Genomic DNA, 20,238 nt, shown 5'->3' on the forward strand with positions numbered 1-20,238 from the left:
TTTCTACATGTGATTTGGAAAGCGTTAGCCAACGCTATTTGTCGTTTTAGCCAAAATACTTATCCCGATATTATTTTTGTTGCGTCTGTTTTTCTGGTTTTTCGCAACTCTTTGTTAACGTTAACTTTCTTAGACTATCTCTCTTAAGAGGTGCGTTCTGAATCCATCAGAATCCATTGACGCCCATAATATCCCATGGTATCCCATTAAGGGTGATGCTCAGACCATGTCGTTAGTAATGACCTAACCAAGTAAAAAATCGGTTCAACGACTGTGTCAGCGGGCAGACAAGCGGCGGTGTAGGCTTTCTGAAGGCAGTGCGTATGGACGATTTCGTGTCCAATTATGTGAATCGGCTGGATTCAAAGGGTCGGGTGTCTATCCCGGCTCCTTATCGGCAGATTCTTGCCCGCGAAGGCACTGAAGGGCTGTTTTGCAGTCCGTCTATGGACCGTGCTGCTGTCGATGCTGGTGGCCATGGTTTGCGCAAGGCAATTGATGAATATCTCGAGCCTTTCGATGTTTTCACCGAAGAGCGCGAGATACTTGCAACGGCTCTGCTGGGTGAAAGCGAGAGTCTGAAGATCGACAAGGATGGACGCGTGGTATTGAGCGAGAAAATCAAGGCGCATACCGGTATCACGGACTCTGTGGTCTTCGTGGGGCATGGCTATAAGTTCCAGATTTGGCAGCCCGAAAAATATGAAGCTTTCAAGGTGGAAGCCGCCAAGGAAGCAATCGCGCTTCGCAAATCCCTGAGCGCGCGCCGTCAGGCGCTACGGCAGGCAGGGGAAGGAGCGTAATATGACATCTTCCACACAAATGGACCCAGACGGCTCTGGCTCTGCAGCGCGCCATGTGCCTGTTCTGCTCAAGCCTGTGATTGATGCGCTTGCACCCGAGGAAGGGCAGTGGGTTCTGGATGGGACCTTCGGTTTTGGCGGCTATTCGGAAGCTATTCTCAAGTGCGGCGCCAATGTCCTTGGTGTGGATCGTGACCCGGAAGCGGCTGATCGTGCGGCTGTGCTTCAGGCGCAATATGGCGATAAATTGAAATTCGTGGCGGGATGCTTTGGCGAGCTGGCGGACATCGCCGACGAAGCAGGGTGCGCGCCGCTTGATGCTGTCGTGCTGGATATCGGCGTTTCATCCATGCAGTTGGATGAGGCTGAACGCGGCTTTTCCTTTATGAATGACGGGCCTCTGGACATGCGCATGTCCCAGAGCGGACCGACAGCGGCGGATGTCATCAACGACTATTCCGAGGCAGAGCTGGTGCGGATTTTTCGCGAGCTTGGTGAGGAAAAGCAGGCACGCCGTATTGCTGGGTCCATTGTGGCACGTCGTGGCTCCGTTCCCTTTTCGCGCACGCTGGATCTGGCCAATGTGATCGAGCGTGTCGTGGGCCGTAAACCCCAGCAGAAAATTCACCCAGCAACCCGCGTTTTTCAGGCTCTGCGCATTTTTGTGAATGGTGAGCTGGACGAATTAGTTGATGGGCTCGTCGCCGCTGAGCGCTGCCTGAAGCCGGGCGGCAAGCTGGTCGTTGTTACCTTCCACTCTCTGGAAGACCGGATTGTGAAGCGCTTCTTTCAGGAGCGTTCGAAAACCCATGCAGGCGGATCTCGTCATATGCCGGAGCAGGATCTGGCGGCTCCCAGCTTTGACATGCTGGTGAAGGGCGGGGTTGGGCCTGATGAGGAAGAACTGGAGCGCAATCCGCGTGCACGCTCGGCCAAGATGCGAGCCGGAGTGCGGACAGGTGCGGCTCCTCATATGTTGGATGCGAGCGGGCTTGGATTGCCCCGAATGTTGGCGGAGAGCCGCTCTGGAGGCCTTTCATGAGCAGACTCATCAATTTTCTTCTCGTTCTTTTTGCTCTGATGGGAGCCTTCTGGCTCTTTCAGGTGAAGCATGAGGCCAAAGAGGAGGGGGAGAAAATCGCCATCTTGAAGGGGCAAATCCAGGATGAGAAAGACGCTCTTCTGCTGCTCAAGGCAGAGTGGAGCTATCTCAACCGCCCCCAGCGTATCCAGCGGCTGACGGATGAGTTCTCTGACCAGTTGGGGCTGAAGACGATCGAGCCCTATCAGATCGGTGATATCGGCGATGTGCCTGATCGTTCGGGCGAGGCTACGCTGCCCGGTGCCGTGGTTGATGATCTGGAAGAGCTGCTTGAGCACGCTCATCCCGCATCAGCGAAAAGGCAATAGGGGGCGGTCATGGTTGATACTTCTGGCGAATTCAACATAGCAAGCACGATCGATCATCGTTTCGATTTCGAAGGGGCGAACAAGGAACGATCACGGGCAACGCGCGGGCGTATCCTGATGGCCATGGGGGTCTTCGGTTTGTGCTTCATGGCGATGTTCGCGCGTCTTGTCATGCTCGGGCTGGATAGCCCTGCAATGGCGCAAATGGGCTCTGCCCAAGGCGCAATCGCGACGTTCCGCCCTGATTTGGTTGACCGCAATGGCGAAATTCTGGCAACAGACATCAAGACTGCCTCTATTTATGCCGAGCCGAACCGTATTATTGATGTGGAAGAGGCTCTGGATGCGATTACGGGTGTGTTCCCGGATCTGGATTCCCAGTCACTGCGCCGTCGCTTGTCCAACAAGAAGCTTGGCTTTACCTGGATCAAGCGCGAGGTGACGCCAAAGCAGCAGCAGGCCATTCACGAGAAGGGTATTCCGGGGCTTGGCTACAAGAGCGAGAATAAGCGCTTTTATCCCGCAGGGCCGACCGCTTCCCATATTCTGGGCATCGTCAATGTCGATAATGTCGGTATTGCCGGTATGGAAAAATATATCGACGCCGCTGGTTTGGCAAAGGCTGATGGCGGGCCTGCCGGGAGCTCGATGGAGCCTGATCCTGTCAAATTGTCCATTGATTTGCGCGTGCAGCACGCACTGCGTGATGAATTGTACAAGAGCATGACCAAGTTCAAGTCGATTGCGGCTGCGGGCATCGTGCTTGATGTCAAGGATGGGGAAGTGCTGGGCATGGTTTCCCTGCCGGACTTCGATCCCAACAATCCGGTCGATGTCAACAAACCAGATCGTCTGAACCGCATGACCGCAGGTGTTTATGAAATGGGGTCCGTCTTCAAGACCATGACGGTGGCCATGGCGCTGGATTCCGGCTCGGTTCACCTGAATGACAGCTTTGATGCGCGCCAGCCGATCCGTGTGCGGGGCAGCACCATCAGCGACTTCCATGCTAAGAAACGGATTTTGTCGGTTCCTGAGATCTACATCTATTCATCCAACGTCGGGTCAGCCAAAATGGCGCTCAAGGTTGGCAAGGAAGGTCATCGGGACTTCCTGCGTAAAGCACATCTGCTTGATCGCGTGAGAACAGAGCTGCCCGAAACCGCAGCGCCGGTCTATCCATCGGTAAAGCGCTGGACCGATCTTTCCACCATGACGATCAGTTTCGGCCATGGCTTGCAGGTGACGCCTTTGCAGTTTGCTGCTTCTGCTGCGGCTCTTGTAAATGGTGGCTATTATGTCAAACCCACTTTCCTCAAGATGAGTGATCAGGAGAAAGCCGGCGTCGATCATTCGGACCGTGTTGTCAGTGAACAAACGAGCGCCGAGGTGCGTTATTTGATGCGTCTCAATGCGGTCAAGGGATCTGGCAAGCGCAGCCGTGTTGATGGCTATCTGGTTGGTGGCAAAACGGGCACCGCCGAGAAGGTGGTTGACGGCAAGTATGACAATCATAAATTACGCAACTCATTTCTGGCTGCTTTCCCGATCGACAATCCGCGTTACATCGTTCTGGTGATGCTCGATGAGCCCAAAGGCCTCAAGGAAACCTACGGCTATGCGACCGCTGGTGTGAATGCCGCGCCCACTGCAGGGGCAGTTATCCGCAGAGTGGGCTCTATTTTGGGGGTTAAACCACGATTTGGACAAAAGATAGTTCCAACCGTCGAGGCATCCTTTTAAACCTTGGGGTAAGGTTGTCGTGAATCGGGCCGGAGTGCTGTTGGATGAAAGTGGTGGAATTGCTGGGCGGACTTGAAGAGCCCATTGCGGATTTTCTTTTGGTGAATTTGGGCGAGAAGGATGTAACCGGTATTACCGGAGACAGCCGTCTTGTTGAAAAAGGGTTTATCTTTGTCGGGGTGCCTGGCTCGCAGGTCGATGGGGCGCAATTTGTTCCCAAGGCTCTGGAGCAGGGTGCCATATTGGCGATCATCTCTGATCAATCCGCGTTGCCTCGTGATTTTGACCCTAGCGGTAAGCCTATTTTCCGTCTGCAAGATCCGCATCTGGCTCTGGCCAATCTGGCTGGGTCATTCTACAAGGTGGCGCTTGAAAAGGTTGCCGCTGTAACCGGCACCAACGGTAAAACCTCCATCGCTTCCTTCTTGCGTCAGATCTGGGCGGCCAGTGGCCAATGCGCGGCCAATATTGGCACGATCGGCATTGAAGGCCCTTCGGGCAGTTCCTATGGTGGCCTGACGACCCCGGATCCCGTTGGCATGATGCAGAGTGTGAGCGCTCTGGTAGACGAAGGGGTGACCCATCTAGCTCTTGAAGCGTCCAGCCATGGTCTGGAACAAAAGCGCCTTGATTGCCTGCCGGTCGATATCGGCGCTTTCACAAACCTTACCCGCGACCATCTGGACTATCACGGTACCCTTGAGAATTACCGCGATGCCAAAAGTCAGCTCTTTTCCCGTTTGGTCAAAGCTGATGGAACGGCGATCATCAATCTTGATGATGCCAGCGGCGCTCATTTTCTGGCCGTGGCCAAAAAGAGGGGGCTGACATGCCTCACGGTTGGCCATGACAGCAAGGCCGATCTGGTCATTCAGTCCATCTTTGTTGAGGGGCTCGATCAGATTGTCACGCTTTCCGGGCTCTGGGGGGATGTTTCTTGCAAGGTGCCGTTGGTCGGGGCCTTTCAGGTTTCCAACGTGTTGGTTGCCGGCCTGATGGCTCATGCCAGCGGCGTTGAAGCCGCTGATATCCTCAAGGCAATTCCGGAGCTCAAGGGGGCTTGCGGCCGCATGGAGCTGGTTGCTCATGCGGGCGAAGACACCGCCATCTATGTTGATTATTCCCACACGCCGGATTCTCTGGAAGTTGCGCTCAAGGCGTTGCGGCCTTTCGTCAAGGGGCGTTTGATTGTTGTCTTTGGCGCAGGTGGTGATCGGGATACGGGCAAGCGTCCGATGATGGGACAGGTGGCTAATGATTTCGCCGACTATGCCATTGTTACTGACGACAATCCGCGTTCGGAAGATCCTGCCTTTATCCGTGCTGCCGTCATGGAACCTGTTGAAAACGGGGTCGAAATCGGCGGTCGTCAGGATGCCATTTCCTATGGTGTCGACATGATGAAGCCGGGTGACATTCTGCTGGTTGCCGGCAAGGGCCATGAGCGCGGGCAGACCGTTCTGGGCGAAACGCTTCCTTTCTCCGATCATGAGGCCGTTGCCAAGGCTTTGGCAGAGAGTGGCAAGGGAGAGATGGTGTGACTGCACTTTGGGCATCGGGGGAATTTGTTCAGGCCATTGCGCCGCTCGGTCAGCCCGGGGCGATTGACGATGTGTCGGGGATTTCTATCGATAGCCGCACAGTGGGCGCAGGCGATGCCTTCTTTGCCATTAAGGGTGATCGCTTTGACGGGCATGCCTTTGCGCGCGCGGCTCTTGATGGCGGAGCTGCTGTGGTCGTGCTGGAAGAGGCACAAAAGAGCGATTTTTCAGATCTCACTGAACGGGTCTTGTTCGTGGAAGATGTGCTCAAGGCGTTGGAGCGCCTTGGTTGCGCTGCGCGGGCGCGTGTGGCTGGCAAGGTTATTGCCATTACCGGCAGTGTGGGTAAGACGAGCACGAAAGATGCTTTGTGGGCTGCCTTGAAGCCGAGCGGCAAGGTGCATGCTGCCGTATCGTCTTTCAATAATCACTGGGGCGTTCCCCTTACGCTTGCGCGCATGCCTCGCGATACAGAATTCGGCATTTTTGAAGTGGGGATGAATCATCCCGGTGAGATTCGTCATCTTATCGGAATGGTGCAACCGGATCTGGCGGTGATCACCACCATCGTTGCTGCGCATATTGGAAACTTTTCCAGCATCGATGACATTGCAGCAGCAAAGGCGGAAATATTCGAGGGCGTGGTTCCCGGCGGAGCTGCGCTTTTTAATGGCGATATTGCGTTTGCCGACTTCCTTGCAGAACGGGCAAAGGCTGAGGGCGTTGCCCATATTTACCGCTTTGGACGGACTGCGGGCGCAGATGTGCAGCTTTCTGCGCTTGATCTTCAGGCGGATGGTTCAGATGTATCTGTTGATCTGCTCGGTAATATGGTGCAGTGCCATATCGGCGCTCCGGGTGAGCATTTGGCGCATAATGCGCTGGCTGTTCTGGGGGCTGTGTCCTTGGTGGGGGGGGATGTGAAGGCTGCGTCTGAAGCGCTGGCTGGCCATGGGGCCAGCAAGGGGCGAGGGCAGCGTCATACCCTCTGTGCGGAAGGGGGCGACTTGCTTGTAATCGATGAGAGTTACAACGCCAACCCATCCTCTATTGCCGCAGCCCTTGCTGCGCTGGGGCTGATAACGACGTCTGGTCGCAAGATCGCCGTATTGGGCGATATGCTTGAGCTTGGTGACGACAGCAAGGCCATGCATGAAGGTGTGCTTGAGCCTTTGTTGGCCGCAGATGTTGATCTTGTTTTTCTGTGCGGGCCAGAGATGGCCCATCTTTGGGAAAAACTACCTATGACACGGCGCGGTGCCTATGCTAAAGCGTCGGCTGATCTGATTTCCCCTGTTCTTGCTGCTGTCAAAGCAGGGGATTCAGTCATGGTCAAAGGCTCCCTTGGCTCCAGAATGGGCCCGATTGTGGCGGCTTTGTTGGAAGAATTTAAGAAATAAACCGGAAGCTTGAACCGGTAGCGTATGTGAAAGGCCTGTATCTAAGATGCTGATGTATCTTGTCGAAATATCCGATCAGATTTCCGGATTCAACGTGTTCCGCTATCTCACGTTTCGAACCGCCGGTGCCATTATCACTGCGCTTTTGTTCGTGTTTTTGTTTGGCCCGGCCATTATTCGCGGCCTGAGGGTGCGTCAGGGTAAAGGGCAGCCCATTCGTGAGGATGGACCACAAAGCCATCTGTTGACGAAAAAAGGTACGCCGACCATGGGTGGTTTGATGATCCTTACGGGGATGATCATGGCGACCTTGCTTTGGGCAAACTGGGCCAACCCTTATGTCTGGATCGTGCTGTTCGTTACGGTCGGCTTCGCGCTGATCGGCTTTTATGATGACTATCTCAAGGTGTCCCGTTCCTCGCATAAGGGCTTTTCCAGCCGGATGCGGCTGGCGATCGAGGCGGTGATTGCCGGTGTTGCCTGCTTTGCTGTTGCCCAGCTTGGCGAGGATGCTTTCTCCACCTCGGTTACCTTCCCCTTCTTCAAGGATATCCTGCTGGATCTGGGTTGGTTCTTTGTTCCTTTCGGCATGTTCGTGATTGTGGGGGCGGGCAATGCGGTCAACCTTACGGATGGTCTTGATGGGCTGGCCATTGTGCCGGTTATGATTGCCAGCGCCACTTTCGGTGTGATCGCCTATCTTTCCGGTAACGAGATTTTCGCTGAGTATCTGCAGATCCACTATGTGCCGGGCACTGGTGAGTTGCTGGTGCTTTGCGGCGCCATGGTTGGGGCGGGGCTCGGCTTTCTGTGGTTCAATGCGCCTCCGGCTGCCATTTTCATGGGGGATACCGGTTCGCTGGCACTTGGCGGTATGCTGGGCTCGATTTCCGTGGTCACCAAGCACGAGCTGGTGCTGGCCATTGTTGGCGGTCTGTTCGTTCTGGAAGCTGTGTCCGTGATCATTCAGGTGGCTTCCTTCAAGTTGACCGGCCGACGCGTGTTCCGTATGGCGCCAATTCATCACCATTTTGAGCATAAGGGATGGACAGAAGCCCAGGTGGTGATCCGGTTCTGGATCATTGCTGTTGTGCTGGCCCTGATTGGCCTGTCTACGCTCAAGTTGCGCTAATCAGGCAACGAGCAAATGCGGGGTCTGCGCCCCGACTGTGATGACGGCATTGGTGCATTCATTCTGTAAGGGAAAGAGACATGATCCCGATTACCATATTTGAAGGCAAAAAAGTTGCGGTATTCGGGCTCGGCGGAAGCGGGTTGGTCACGCTGGAAGCGTTGACGGCTGGCGGCGCAGAGGTCTTTGCCTATGATGACAAGGAAGCCAGTCGCGACAAAGCTGCCCTGATCGAGGGCGTCAAGATTTGCGATCTGCAAATGGCTGACTGGTCAGACTTTGCCGCGCTGGTGCTGGCGCCCGGTGTTCCGCTTACCCATCCCGAACCTCATTGGAGCGTTAAAAAGGCTGAGGCCGCTGGTGTGGAAGTTATCGGTGACATTGAGTTGTTCTGTCGTCAGCGCAGGGCAAGCGGCATTGATGCGCCTTTTATTGCCATCACGGGGACCAACGGCAAGTCGACCACTACGGCGCTGATTTCCCATTTGCTCTCTGTCGAGGGGCTTGATGTGCAGATGGGCGGCAATATCGGCACGCCCATTCTGGCGCTTGACCCCATCGCACCGGATCGCATCTATGTGATCGAGGTCTCCTCCTATCAGATCGACCTTGCGCCAAGCATCGATCCGTCTATCGGGGTGCTGCTGAATATCTCTGCCGATCATCTGGATCGTCATGGGGATCTTCTCAATTATGCCCGCATCAAAAGCCGCATGGTGACGGCGGCGGAACTTTCAGTTGTGGCGCTGGATGATCGTCTCTGCGCCAATGTGGCCTCGAATCTGCGCTTGAAGGGACATCCTGTCGTTACCGTTTCCGGCTTTGGCAATGAACGCGCGATGGTTTCTGCCCCCGATGGCGTGCTGCAAAGCATGGAAGGGGATTTTCTTTTCAATCTGGATCAGGCACGCGCCTTGCGCGGCACACACAATGCGCAGAATGCAGCGGCTGCTGTGGCTGTTGCGCGCCAATTGGATCTTCCGCCTTCGGTTCTTGTGGCTGGACTTAAGTCCTTCGGCGGACTTGAGCATCGTATGGAAGAGGTCGGCGCTGCGGATGGGCTGCTGTTCATCAACGATTCAAAGGCGACCAATGCGGATGCGACCTCGCGCGCGCTGGCGTCTTTTCCCAAGGTGCACTGGATTCTGGGCGGTCTTCCGAAGGCGGGGGGTATCACCTCGCTGGTGGATTATTTCGATCGCATTGAACATGCCTATCTCATCGGTAAAGCCTCGGAAGAATTCGCCGCCACCCTTTCCAAACACGGGGTTGCCTTCAGCTTTTGTGGTCATATGGATGTTGCGCTGGAGCGTGCAGTGGCGGCTAGCAAGGAAAGCGTCGCCAAGGGCAATAAGGCAGAGCAGGTCATTCTGCTGTCACCTGCCTGTGCATCCTTTGATCAGTTCCCCAACTTTACGACGCGGGGCGATGTATTCCGCGATGCTGTGCATCACTACCTCGAAACGGGGCATGTGTCGGTCGATGCTGCGCATGTTGCCGATCAGGACACGGTTTCAGACACTCTGGTTAGTGAGGGGCATTGATGCACCGAACACGGAAAAATATGCTGACAGAATGGTGGTGGACAATCGACCGCCCGATGCTTGTTGCGCTTATTCTGCTGTTGTTCTTCGGTCTGGTGCTTTCCATGGCGGCCAGTCCGGCCATTGCCATGAAGCTCAATCTTGATGCCTTCCATTTTGTCAAACGTCACGCGATGTTCGTTCCCGTGGCATTGGGCATCATGATCGGGGTTACCTTCTTAAGTCCGCGAGGCGCAAGGAGGCTGGCGCTATTCGTTTTGGTCTGCGCATTTTTTGGAATGGTGCTAACGCTTCTGGTGGGCGGCTCGGTGAAAGGAGCGCAACGCTGGATTTCCATCGCCGGATTTTCCCTGCAGCCATCGGAATTCATGAAGCCAGCCTTCGTGGTGATCGTTGCGTGGCTCTTTGCCGAGAATGACCGCAGGCCAGAGATACCGGGAAACCTCTTTTCCATCGTCATCTTCATGATCGCTGTGGCGCTTCTGGTTGCCCAGCCTGATATCGGGCAGACTGTGCTGCTGGCCATGGTCTGGTCGGGGCTGTTCTTTATGGCGGGCATGCCGATTTTCTGGATCTTCCTTTTGATGGGGCTCGGGGTTGGCGGCTTGACGATGGCCTATTTCTTCGTTCCGCACGTAACCGGTCGTATCAACCGCTTTCTCGACCCTGCGTCGGGGGACACCTTTCAGGTGGATACGGCGATGGATGCGATTATCCGTGGTGGCTGGCTGGGCGTCGGTCCGGGTGAGGGGACGGTCAAGCGCACATTGCCTGACTCTCATACGGACTTTATCTTTGCCGTGCTGGCCGAGGAATTCGGCATCATCGCCTGCATGGTGTTGATTTCGGTGTATCTGTTTATCGTGGTGCGGGCTCTGAAGCTGGCGCTGCAAACGCAGGATCTGTTTAAGAGGCTTGCCATTTCCGGTCTAGCGCTGTTGTTTGGACTGCAGGCTGTTATCAATATTGCGGTGAACCTGAAGCTGATGCCTGCCAAGGGCATGACCTTGCCCTTCATTTCCTATGGTGGATCGTCGCTTCTCTCCGTTGCCCTGACCATGGGGCTGCTTTTGGCCCTGACGCGCAAGCGCCCCGAAATCGGGATGGAAAAAAGGCAGTTTTTCAAACCCTACGATTGAGGTAAGCCTTCTCAAAGTTGACAGACTTTGCGGATAGGACTATGCGGAAGACCCCGCAAAGAGCAGGTATCAGTCCTGCCGGATTTGCCCTGAAGCTGCCTTTGTGCAGCGGCAAGCAAGGAGCCACCCAAGGGGTGGATGAATGAATGACGAAAACTGTTTTGCTTACGGCAGGTGGAACCGGCGGTCATCTGTTTCCGGCCCAGGCTTTGGCCCATGCGCTGATCGCGCGCGGCTGGACGGTGCATCTGGCAACCGATGGACGGGCGACGCGCTATGGGCAGGACTTCCCGGCCGAAAGCATACAGATCATTCCCTCTGCGACGCCATCGGTGAAAAATCCGGTCAAGATGGCCAAGGCAGCGCTCAAGCTGGCCAAAGGCTATATGGCAGCGCGCAAGGTCATCAAGACGCTGAAGCCTGATGTTGTGGTTGGCTTTGGGGGATATCCCACCGTGCCGCCAATGCTCGCTGCCCGCTCACTGGGCTTGCCGACCTGTCTGCATGAGCAGAACGGGGTTATGGGGCGGGCGAACCGCTTTCTGGGCAAGGGGGCAAGTGCCATTGCTGCAAGCTTCCCGATCCTCAAGGGGATTGAGGGGCTTGAGAATAAGGTCGCCTTGACGGGCAATCCGGTGCGGCCTGCCGTGGCGCTGGCCGCTGAAACGGCTTACACGCCATTTGGTGCGGAAGGTGAATTCCGGCTGGTGGTGTTTGGTGGTTCGCAGGGCGCGCGCTTCTTTTCTGAATATATGCCCGGTGCACTGGGGCGCTTGCCTCAGGAAATCCGTGAACGCATTGTCCTTGTGCAGCAATGCCGCCCTGAAGACCTGATGAAGGTCAAGGTCGGCTATCGTGAGCTCGGGCTTAAAGCCGAGCTGGCGCCCTTCTTCTCTGATATGCCCGCCGAGATTGCCAAGGCGCATCTGGTGATTTGCCGCTCTGGGGCTTCCTCTGTCAGCGAGCTGGCGGCCATTGGTCGCCCTTCTGTTCTCGTGCCGCTGCCCGGTACGCTCGATCAGGACCAGCATGCAAACGCCAAGGTACTGGAAGAGGCGGGCGGCGCTTGGGTCTTGCAACAGCGCGGTATGCGTCCGAATGATATTTCCGATTTGCTTGAAGATTTGATTGCCAATCCCGAAAAGCTCACTGCAGCAGCCGAGGCTGCGCGTGGGCAGGGCAAACTGGACGCTGCCGACAGGCTGGCTGATCTGGTGGAAAAACTGGCAGGTGATACAGGAGTTGCCAAATGAAGATGCCTCAGAATATTGGTCCGGTCCATTTTGTCGGGATCGGCGGGATCGGCATGTCCGGTATTGCCGAAGTGTTGCTCAAACTCGGCTATACGGTGCAGGGTAGCGACATTGCCGAAGGGGCCAATGTGGTGCGTTTGCGCGAGAAGGGCATCAAGGTCATGGTCGGGCATGCCGCCGAGAATATCGGTGATGCGCAGGTGATTGTCGTGTCTTCGGCGATCCAGCCTGATAATCCCGAACTCAAGGAAGCCCGTGCGCGGCTTCTGCCCGTTGTGCGCCGCGCCGAAATGCTGGCCGAGCTGATGCGCTTCAAATCGGCTATTGCTGTTGGCGGCACCCATGGCAAAACGACCACCACCTCGCTGGTTGCGGCTCTGCTTGATGCGGGGGGCATGGACCCGACGGTTATCAATGGCGGCATCATCAATGCTTATGGCACCAACGCCCGCATGGGCGACGGTGACTGGATGGTGGTGGAAGCGGATGAGTCTGACGGTACCTTCGTCAAGCTGCCGGCCGACATTGCCATCGTGACCAATATCGATGCAGAGCATCTGGACCATTATCACACCTATGATGCGGTGAAGGATGCCTTCCGGGCGTTCGTTGAAAATGTGCCTTTCTATGGCTTTGCGGCCATGTGTCTTGATCACCCGGTGGTGCAGACCTTGGTTGGGCAGATTGAAGACCGGCGCATCGTGACCTACGGCACCAACCCGCAGGCGGATGTGCGCTATAAGGATTTGCGCTCTGATGGAGGGATCAGCCGTTTCACCGTCGAGATCCGAGATCGCCGCAGTGGGGCGGTAGAAGAGATTTCCGGTCTCACGCTGCCCATGCCCGGTGAGCATAATGTTGCCAATGCGACAGCGGCGATTGCTGTGGCCCATGAGCTGGAAATTCCAGCTGATGCCATCCGCAAGGGGCTTTCGGCCTTTGGTGGGGTCAAGCGTCGCTTTACCCGTGTCGGCAGCTGGAACGGCATCGAGATTATCGACGATTATGCGCACCACCCGGTGGAAATCGGCGCGGTTATGCGTGCCGCCCGGCAGGCTTCGCAAGGCAAGGTGATTGCTGTCATGCAACCGCATCGCTATTCGCGCCTGCAAAATCATTTCGAAGATTTCTGCACCTGCATGAATATCGCCGACCATGTGTTGGTGGCTGATGTTTATCCGGCAGGGGAAAAGCCCATCGAAGGGGTCAATGCCGAGGCGCTGGTCGAAGGCTTGAAGAGCCATGGCCATCGCGGCGCAGCTTTGCTTGGTCCGTCAGACGGGCTGGCCCAGCGTGTTAAAGATCTGGCTGAGCCTGGCGACTATGTGGTTTGCCTTGGTGCTGGGAGCATCACGACATGGGCCAACGGTCTTGCCGATGCGCTCAAGGCTCTGGCGGGAGAGTAGGCTGTAGGATGTTCAAGGATCTGCTAGAAGAGCTGGGAGGCTGGACGGACAAGGTGCGCGGGCGCCTTTCCAGCAATTTCGATGTCGCGAGCTTCACCTGGTTTCGGGTAGGGGGGCCGGCGCAGCTATTCTTCAATCCGGCCGATGAAGCAGATCTGTCCTATTTTCTCAGAAACCTGCCCGAAGATGTTCCTGTTACCACCATCGGCCTTGGCTCGAACCTGCTGGTGCGGGATGGGGGCATCGAAGGCGTTGTCATTCGGCTTTCCGGGCGGGCTTTCAGCTCTGTTGAGGTTGATGACAATTATGTCGTCAAGGTCGGTGCAGCGATGCCGGACATGCGCTTTGCCCAGCAGATGGCGCGGCAAGGCGTGGCTGGCTTCGCCTTTTATAAGGGCATTCCCGGCTCGATTGGTGGTGCCTTACGCATGAATGCGGGCGCTCATGGGGATGAAACCAAGAGGCGTTTGCTCGGTGCGCGTGCGATGGACCGACAGGGCACTATTCACAAGCTGACCCCGGCAGATCTAGGGCATGGCTATCGCTCTTGTTCCGTGCCGTCGGACTATATCTTCACCGAAGCGACCTATCAGGGCGAGGCGGGTGATCCGGAGGCTCTGAAGGCCGAGATGGATGACGTGTCTGCCTATCGTGAAGAGAACCAGCCAACCAAAGAACGGACCGGCGGCTCCACCTTCCGAAATCCCGAAGGGATGAGTGCGTGGAAGCTGGTGGACGAGGCCGGTTTCAGGGGCTTCAAGCTCGGAGGGGCGCAGGTTTCGCCCAAGCACACCAATTTCCTAATCAATACCGGGGAGGCCTCTGCCGAGGATATCGAGCGGCTCGGCGAGAAGATCCGTGGCAAAGTGCGGGATATGACCGGCCTTGAATTGCATTGGGAAATCAAACGCATTGGCTCCTTTGTTGAAGGCACTCGCGTCGACCCTTTCCAGCAGGACTGATTTGCTCGCTCGTGTTCGCATCTTCTTCATCTGATATTTTTCCGCCTCATGCTTGACGATTTTGCAGGCGGTGTTCTTTTGCACAAAAAATCTGACTGAGAGAGCGCTCTTTTTATGGACGCTGCGGGGGAATAACTTTGTTAACATTTCCCCCCGGAAATTGCCTGCGCTGAGCGGATTCCTGCCCTTTCAAAATGCGAATTTACGCGTCTCGCGCTCCGCTTTGCGTCTGCCAGAAACAAATAAGTGATTTCCGCTTATCATTTGTTAGGAATTTTTAACCATAAATAGATGGATCAAGTGCAAATTGCATGACCTGCAAGAGTGCCAAGCTTTGGCCTCGCTGTCATGCAAGGGTCCAAACCAGAGTAAATACGGCCCTTTAGGCTTTCATTCTGGTAGGAAAGGTGTGGTTAATGACAAAGCATGTAGCAGTGTTGATGGGAGGCTGGTCCTCCGAGCGTCCTGTGTCGCTGAGTTCTGGTAAGGATTGTGCAGATGCACTGGAAGCATCCGGATACAAGGTGACGCGTGTTGATGTGCAAAGAGACATATCCACTGTTTTGTCAGAGCTGAAACCGGACGTCGCCTTCAATGCCTTGCATGGCCCGTTTGGCGAGGATGGATGCATTCAGGGCGTGCTTGAATTTCTCGGAATTCCCTATACACACAGCGGTGTGCTGGCGTCTTCCCTTGCCATGAATAAGGAAAAAGCCAAGGAAATCATGCAGGCTGCGGGCATCCCGGTGGCTGAATCCCGCGTGGTTCACAGGCTGGAAGCAGCCAAGGCGCATGTATTGCCGCCACCCTATGTTATCAAGCCTGTGAATGAAGGATCCAGCTTTGGCGTGCTGATCGTCACAGCAGACCAGCAGCACTCGCCGCAAGAGCTCTATTCGGCAGATTGGCCCTATGGCGACATCGTCATGGTGGAACGCTATGTGGCTGGACGTGAGCTTACCTGCGCCGCAATGGGCGACAAGGCCCTCGATATCATCGATATCGTTTCCAACAACGATACCTTCTATGACTTTGATGCAAAATATGCACCGGGTGGCTCAACCCATATTTTACCGGCAGATCTTAAACCGAATATTTACCAATATATTCAATCGTTAACCATAAAGGCTCATCAAGCACTCGGCTGCAAGGGAATCTCCCGCGCTGATTTCCGCTTTGACGAGACTGCCGGAGAGGATGGCGACCTGATCTGTCTGGAGGTGAATACCCAGCCGGGCATGACGCCGACCTCATTGGTTCCCGATATGGCAAGACATGCGGGCATTGAATTCGAACAACTGGTTAGTTGGATGGTGGAGGACGCTTCGTGCGACCGATAAAGGGCAAAGCAAAGGATAGCAAGAAGGCCGGTGCAGGCAAACGCAGCAAGAAAGCTGCGCTTGATCCGCGCGCCTATGCCTACGAGCAGCGTCGTCTGCCGCTATACCGCCGGATCATTCCTCTCGCAGAGGCATGGATACCGCGTGGTTTCGGCTGGGGCTTGTCCGTTGGCTTTCTTGGTATCACTATCCTTTATGGCGCCTCGATTGGTGGTGAGAACCAGACAACGCTGGAAAAGGCGTCTTCTGTCTTCGGTCTCAAAGTCGAAGCCGTATTGATTTCCGGACAGAAGGAAGTCTCCGAGACAGATATCCTGCGCGTGCTCGGCATCAACGAAGACAGCTCTCTTCTAACCTTTAATGCTTATGATGCCCGCAAGAAACTTGAGAGCATGAGCTGGATCGAAGAAGCGACAGTCCAGAAACTCTATCCGAACAAGCTGCAGGTGGTTATTCGCGAGCAGAAGCCTTTTGCCCTGTGGCAGCGCGGGGAATTTGTGTCTGTCATTTCTTATGATGGCTCTGTGCTGACCGATCACATCACGCCGGAATTTGCCAAACTGCCTCTGGTTGTCGGCCATGGTGCGCAGCGTCAGGCTGCGTCCATGTTCGAGCTATTGGCGCAGTTCCCCTCTATCGCGCGCAAGACACGGGCCGTGGTCTATGTTTCCGAACGCCGCTGGGATCTGTATTTCAAGAATGGCGTGCAGGCCAAACTGCCTGAAGTCGGTGTGGTTGATGCACTGGACAAGCTGCTGGCCTTTGATGAAAAAGGCGCGCTTTCCCGCAAGGATATTACAACTGTGGATATGCGGCTTGCAGACAGGACCTTTGTTCGCATGAGCAAGGATGCTGCAGCCAAAAGGCGCGCAACGCTTAGAACGCTGGGCGCAGATATACCTCAAGAGGTGGAAACATGATGGGTTCTTCCTGGGGTAAACGTGATGCCCGTGGTCTCATTCACAAACGCTCGCAGATCGTGACGATCCTTGATGTTGGCTCGACCAAGATTTGCTGCATGATTGCGCGGCTCGTGCCGCGTCCGCAGAGCGAGGCTCTGCCGCATCGCACCCATACCGTTCAGGTGCTCGGGTTCGGATTGCATCAGGCCCGTGGTATCAAGTCCGGTGTTGTTGTGGATCTTGATCAGGCCGAGAATTCTATTCGTCTGGCCGTTGGTGCTGCTGAAACGCAGGCTGACATGACGGTGCAGTCTCTGGTGGTCAATGTGTCCTGTGGGCGCATCAAGAGCGATACGTTGAGTGCTTCGGTGTCTCTCAGCGGACATGAGGTTGACGAGGTTGATATCCGCCGAGTGTTGCAGGCCGGTGCCAGCCATCTGCTGACGATCGACCGCACGGTGGTTCACTCCATGCCGATTGGCTACTCGCTGGATGGTGGCAAGGGTATTCATGACCCGCGTGGCATGGTCGGAGATGATCTGGCCGTCGATATGCATGTGGTAACTGCGCAAACAGCGCCGCTGAAGAATCTGGAGCTTTGCATCAATCGCTGTCATCTGGATGTGGCGGCCATGGTGGCAACGCCTTATGCCTCGGGGCTTTCCTGCCTCGTCGATGATGAATCCGAGCTCGGGGTCGCCTGTGTCGATCTGGGTGGCGGAACCACGTCGATTTCGATTTTCGTCAACGGGCAGTTCGTGCATTCGGACGCCGTGGCGATGGGGGGGCATCACGTCACCATGGATCTGGCGCGCGGCCTTTCAACTCGGTTGGCCGACGCAGAGCGGATCAAGACCCTTTATGGCAGTGCGCTTCTGTCCCTGTCTGATGATCAGGAGCTGGTTGCGGTGCCGCCGGTTGGCGATGATGACCGCGATTTGCTCAATCAGGTGCCCAAGGCATCCCTCACGCGCATTATCAAGCCGCGTGTTGAAGAAATTCTGGAAGTCGTTCGGGATCGGATCGAAGCATCCGGTTTCTCCGGTCATGTCGGACGGCGCGTGGTGCTGACCGGCGGGGGAAGCCAGCTTACGGGCATGGCGGAGACCGCAAGACGTGTCATGGGACGCAACGTAAGGCTTGGCCGACCACTTGGCGTGGCCGGTTTGCCCGATATTGGCAAGGGGCCCGCTTTCGCTACAGCAGTTGGCCTGATGATTTATCCGCAGGTTGCCCAGATCGAGCAATTTGAAAAAGTACCGGTCAAACCAAAACTGACCGGAACCGACGGCTATCTGTCCCGAATGGGGCAGTGGTTGAAGGAGAGTTTCTGATTTCGATGGATAGTTGCGTGAAACACGCGTGAATCGTTGATCGGAATCAAGGGGTTGAGGTATATTGGATGAATGATTCGTCTGACTGCCTCGCTTGAGAGAAAAAGACAAGTAATTGGAGCAGTATGGGAATGCGTTGCTCCACAGTTTGACGGATTGAGATCGGTAGCAATTCGATCCATGCAGTGAGATGAGGGTACTATGACCATCAATTTGAAGATGCCCGATATTACCGAATTGAAACCGAGAATCACGGTCTTCGGTGTCGGTGGTGCTGGCGGTAACGCAGTAAACAACATGATTGACACCGGTTTGATGGGCGTCGATTTCGTGGTGGCCAATACGGATGCGCAGGCTTTGAGCCTTTCCAGGGCTGAACGTCTCGTTCAGATGGGCGTGGCCGTAACCGAAGGGCTCGGCGCTGGATCACAGCCCGAAGTCGGACGCGCTGCTGCCGAAGAAGTGATCGATGAAATCAACGACCACCTTGACGGTTCGCACATGGTCTTCATCACTGCCGGCATGGGCGGTGGTACTGGTACCGGTGCTGCTCCTGTGATCGCACGCGCTGCTCGCGAGCAGGGTATACTTACGGTAGGTGTGGTTACCAAGCCGTTCCATTTCGAAGGTCAGCGCCGTATGCGTCTCGCAGAGAGTGGCATCGAGGATCTTCAGAAAAATGTCGATACACTGATCGTCATTCCGAACCAGAATCTGTTCCGTATTGCAAACGAGAAAACGACCTTCGCCGATGCCTTCTCCATGGCCGACGAAGTGCTTTATTCCGGTGTTGCCTGCATTACCGATTTGATGGTCAAGGAAGGTCTCATCAACCTCGATTTCGCTGATGTGCGCTCGGTCATGCGTGCAATGGGCAAAGCGATGATGGGAACCGGCGAAGCCTCTGGCGAAGGCCGTGCATTGGCTGCTGCCGAAGCTGCGATTGCCAACCCGCTTCTGGACGATATCTCCATGAAAGGGGCACAGGGCCTGTTGATCTCCATCACTGGTGGCAAGGATCTCACTCTGTTTGAAGTGGACGAAGCTGCAACCCGTATTCGTGAAGAAGTGGACGAAGACGCCAACATTATTCTTGGTGCGACGTTCGACGAGAATATGGAAGGCATGATCCGCGTATCCGTCGTTGCCACCGGCATCGACCAGCTCCTGACCGAGACGGTTGTGCCTGCTGACCAGCGCATGAAAGAACTCTCAGATCGGTTGCGCACGGCAAATAATCCGGCTCAGTTCGAAGCGGCCCAGCAGGAAGAACAGCAGTACGAGGAACAGCCGGTTGAAGCATTGTCTGCTCCTGAGGCACAGAAGCCGGAAATGCTGTCAACCGAGTTCGAGATGCATGAACAGTCTTACGCGCGTCCTTCCGAGCAGGACCCAGCTGTTTCCATTGCTCCTTTCAAGCCGGAAGCTGCACGTGATCCGGTTATCGAAGAAGAATTTGATGCGCCCAAGGCTGTGGTTGAAGAAACCGTGGATGCTGCAACGCCTTTCATTCCGCCGGCAGCTGAGGTGCCTGAAAATCTGCATCGTCCAATGCCAAATGTCGACGAACTGCCTCCAATGATCCAGCGCGAACTGGCAGCCCTGCGCAACCGTGAAGAAGGCATCGAGCATCATGACGATGACAATCGTCCGATGAGCCTTCTGAAGCGTCTGGCGGCTGTTGGTCTTGGTCGTCGCGAAGACGAGCTGGACGGAGAGCATTACCATGAAGGTCATCATGCTCAGCCCGCTCAGCAGCAGGCGCCACAGCAAGCACGTATGGCTCCTCAACAGCAAGCTCCCCAGCAGCAGATGCATGCGCCTGAAGCGCCTGTCATGCCGCGCATGAGCGCTCCTGCAGCGCCTCAGGCTCCGATGTCTTCAGGGCAGGGCATGCCAGCATCCGGTTCACCGCTGAATGAGTTTGCCCCTCGGCCACAGCAGCAGCGTCCGATGCCGAATGCCGGTTATCAGCCGCAGCAGGGCCAGCTGGATGCACAGGGTCGCGCTGTTCCAAATCAGGGCCAGCAGGCTCCGAGAATCAGCGAAGAAGACCAGGTTGAAATTCCTGCATTTCTGCGCCGCCAGTCTCGGTAACACTTTGTTACAAAGACAGGAATTGTGAATTGATCAAAAGGCCGATACCTTCAGGGTGTCGGCCTTAAGTATATGTAATATTGAGATTTATTAAAGTGGAGGAAATTGCGCCTTCCCTGTGCGTTAAGCGTAACAATGGGTAAGAAAGCGTGATTTGGTAAACGGAACCCTGCCAAGTTATGTTGACATCGAAATAAAAGCAAAGCGTACCGGTATTTGCCGGGCGGGCGAA

Annotated in this window: 16 protein-coding genes; all 16 read left to right on the plus strand. The window is 55.6% G+C overall.

The genetic code is table 11. From position 1 onward, the window contains the following. Window positions 1–323: 323 nt before the first annotated feature. Window positions 324–803 carry a division/cell wall cluster transcriptional repressor MraZ gene (locus tag BM258_RS16635; RefSeq protein WP_090074203.1) on the plus strand — a complete coding sequence of 160 codons (480 nt, stop codon included), beginning with the start codon at window positions 324–326 and terminating at the stop codon, window positions 801–803. Window position 804: 1 nt separating this feature from the next. Then, window positions 805–1,845, plus strand: a complete 1,041-nt coding sequence (gene rsmH, locus BM258_RS16640) for a 16S rRNA (cytosine(1402)-N(4))-methyltransferase RsmH (RefSeq protein ID WP_090074204.1) — start codon at window positions 805–807, stop codon at window positions 1,843–1,845. Beyond that, window positions 1,842–2,213 (plus strand): cell division protein FtsL, encoded by a 372-nt coding sequence (gene ftsL / locus BM258_RS16645; protein WP_090074206.1) that lies wholly within the window; start codon window positions 1,842–1,844, stop codon window positions 2,211–2,213. Before rsmH ends, ftsL begins: the two co-directional genes overlap by 4 nt. Window positions 2,214–2,222: 9 nt before the next feature. Further along, on the plus strand, window positions 2,223–3,956 hold the full coding sequence (locus BM258_RS16650; protein ID WP_090074207.1) for a peptidoglycan D,D-transpeptidase FtsI family protein: 1,734 nt from the start codon (window positions 2,223–2,225) through the stop codon (window positions 3,954–3,956). A gap of 44 nt (window positions 3,957–4,000) precedes the next feature. Beyond that, on the plus strand, window positions 4,001–5,497 hold the full coding sequence (locus BM258_RS16655; RefSeq protein ID WP_090074210.1) for a UDP-N-acetylmuramoyl-L-alanyl-D-glutamate--2,6-diaminopimelate ligase: 1,497 nt from the start codon (window positions 4,001–4,003) through the stop codon (window positions 5,495–5,497). Beyond that, window positions 5,494–6,897: a UDP-N-acetylmuramoylalanyl-D-glutamyl-2,6-diaminopimelate--D-alanyl-D-alanine ligase gene (locus BM258_RS16660; RefSeq protein ID WP_090074212.1), complete on the plus strand. Its 1,404-nt coding sequence runs from the start codon at window positions 5,494–5,496 to the stop codon at window positions 6,895–6,897. The genes BM258_RS16655 and BM258_RS16660 overlap by 4 nt, the downstream gene beginning before the upstream one ends. Before the next feature lie 46 nt (window positions 6,898–6,943). After that, window positions 6,944–8,029 (plus strand): phospho-N-acetylmuramoyl-pentapeptide-transferase, encoded by a 1,086-nt coding sequence (mraY, locus tag BM258_RS16665; protein ID WP_090074214.1) that lies wholly within the window; start codon window positions 6,944–6,946, stop codon window positions 8,027–8,029. An 80-nt stretch (window positions 8,030–8,109) separates the two neighbouring features. Further along, complete coding sequence (gene murD, locus BM258_RS16670; RefSeq protein WP_090074215.1) at window positions 8,110–9,573, plus strand: UDP-N-acetylmuramoyl-L-alanine--D-glutamate ligase; 1,464 nt, start codon at window positions 8,110–8,112, stop codon at window positions 9,571–9,573. Continuing rightward, window positions 9,570–10,712: a putative lipid II flippase FtsW gene (gene ftsW / locus BM258_RS16675; protein ID WP_090074217.1), complete on the plus strand. Its 1,143-nt coding sequence runs from the start codon at window positions 9,570–9,572 to the stop codon at window positions 10,710–10,712. The genes murD and ftsW overlap by 4 nt, the downstream gene beginning before the upstream one ends. A 146-nt stretch (window positions 10,713–10,858) precedes the next feature. After that, window positions 10,859–11,965: an undecaprenyldiphospho-muramoylpentapeptide beta-N-acetylglucosaminyltransferase gene (gene murG / locus BM258_RS16680; RefSeq protein ID WP_090074219.1), complete on the plus strand. Its 1,107-nt coding sequence runs from the start codon at window positions 10,859–10,861 to the stop codon at window positions 11,963–11,965. Then, window positions 11,962–13,371: a UDP-N-acetylmuramate--L-alanine ligase gene (gene murC, locus BM258_RS16685; RefSeq protein ID WP_090074221.1), complete on the plus strand. Its 1,410-nt coding sequence runs from the start codon at window positions 11,962–11,964 to the stop codon at window positions 13,369–13,371. Before murG ends, murC begins: the two co-directional genes overlap by 4 nt. 8 nt (window positions 13,372–13,379) lie before the next feature. After that, on the plus strand, window positions 13,380–14,333 hold the full coding sequence (murB, locus tag BM258_RS16690; RefSeq protein WP_090074223.1) for a UDP-N-acetylmuramate dehydrogenase: 954 nt from the start codon (window positions 13,380–13,382) through the stop codon (window positions 14,331–14,333). Between the two features lie 416 nt (window positions 14,334–14,749). After that, window positions 14,750–15,673: a D-alanine--D-alanine ligase gene (locus BM258_RS16695; RefSeq protein ID WP_090074225.1), complete on the plus strand. Its 924-nt coding sequence runs from the start codon at window positions 14,750–14,752 to the stop codon at window positions 15,671–15,673. Next, the gene (locus BM258_RS16700) at window positions 15,661–16,593 is read left to right on the plus strand and encodes a cell division protein FtsQ/DivIB (RefSeq protein WP_175528127.1); all 933 of its coding nucleotides are present in this window, start codon (window positions 15,661–15,663) and stop codon (window positions 16,591–16,593) included. The genes BM258_RS16695 and BM258_RS16700 overlap by 13 nt, the downstream gene beginning before the upstream one ends. Next, a complete protein-coding gene (ftsA, locus tag BM258_RS16705) occupies window positions 16,590–17,909 on the plus strand; it encodes a cell division protein FtsA (protein WP_090074230.1) in 1,320 nt (439 codons plus the stop codon). Before BM258_RS16700 ends, ftsA begins: the two co-directional genes overlap by 4 nt. Window positions 17,910–18,110: 201 nt before the next feature. Further along, entirely contained in the window at window positions 18,111–20,006 is a 1,896-nt protein-coding gene (ftsZ, locus tag BM258_RS16710) for a cell division protein FtsZ (RefSeq protein ID WP_090074231.1), read from the plus strand. The last annotated feature ends 232 nt before the right edge of the window (window positions 20,007–20,238 follow it).

The sequence above is a fragment of the Cohaesibacter marisflavi genome (genome assembly GCF_900115225.1).
Lineage (GTDB): Bacteria > Pseudomonadota > Alphaproteobacteria > Rhizobiales > Cohaesibacteraceae > Cohaesibacter > Cohaesibacter marisflavi.

What these genes read in the sequence shown, in the direction of transcription:
- BM258_RS16635 (WP_090074203.1), top strand. Translation starts at nt 324, where the DNA reads ATGGACGATTTCGTGTCCAATTATGTGAATCGGCTGGATTCAAAGGGT.
- rsmH (WP_090074204.1), top strand. Translation starts at nt 805, where the DNA reads ATGACATCTTCCACACAAATGGACCCAGACGGCTCTGGCTCTGCAGCG.
- ftsL (WP_090074206.1), top strand. Translation starts at nt 1,842, where the DNA reads ATGAGCAGACTCATCAATTTTCTTCTCGTTCTTTTTGCTCTGATGGGA.
- BM258_RS16650 (WP_090074207.1), top strand. Translation starts at nt 2,223, where the DNA reads ATGGTTGATACTTCTGGCGAATTCAACATAGCAAGCACGATCGATCAT.
- BM258_RS16655 (WP_090074210.1), top strand. Translation starts at nt 4,001, where the DNA reads ATGAAAGTGGTGGAATTGCTGGGCGGACTTGAAGAGCCCATTGCGGAT.
- mraY (WP_090074214.1), top strand. Translation starts at nt 6,944, where the DNA reads ATGCTGATGTATCTTGTCGAAATATCCGATCAGATTTCCGGATTCAAC.
- murD (WP_090074215.1), top strand. Translation starts at nt 8,110, where the DNA reads ATGATCCCGATTACCATATTTGAAGGCAAAAAAGTTGCGGTATTCGGG.
- murG (WP_090074219.1), top strand. Translation starts at nt 10,859, where the DNA reads ATGACGAAAACTGTTTTGCTTACGGCAGGTGGAACCGGCGGTCATCTG.
- murC (WP_090074221.1), top strand. Translation starts at nt 11,962, where the DNA reads ATGAAGATGCCTCAGAATATTGGTCCGGTCCATTTTGTCGGGATCGGC.
- murB (WP_090074223.1), top strand. Translation starts at nt 13,380, where the DNA reads ATGTTCAAGGATCTGCTAGAAGAGCTGGGAGGCTGGACGGACAAGGTG.
- BM258_RS16695 (WP_090074225.1), top strand. Translation starts at nt 14,750, where the DNA reads ATGACAAAGCATGTAGCAGTGTTGATGGGAGGCTGGTCCTCCGAGCGT.
- ftsA (WP_090074230.1), top strand. Translation starts at nt 16,590, where the DNA reads ATGATGGGTTCTTCCTGGGGTAAACGTGATGCCCGTGGTCTCATTCAC.
- ftsZ (WP_090074231.1), top strand. Translation starts at nt 18,111, where the DNA reads ATGACCATCAATTTGAAGATGCCCGATATTACCGAATTGAAACCGAGA.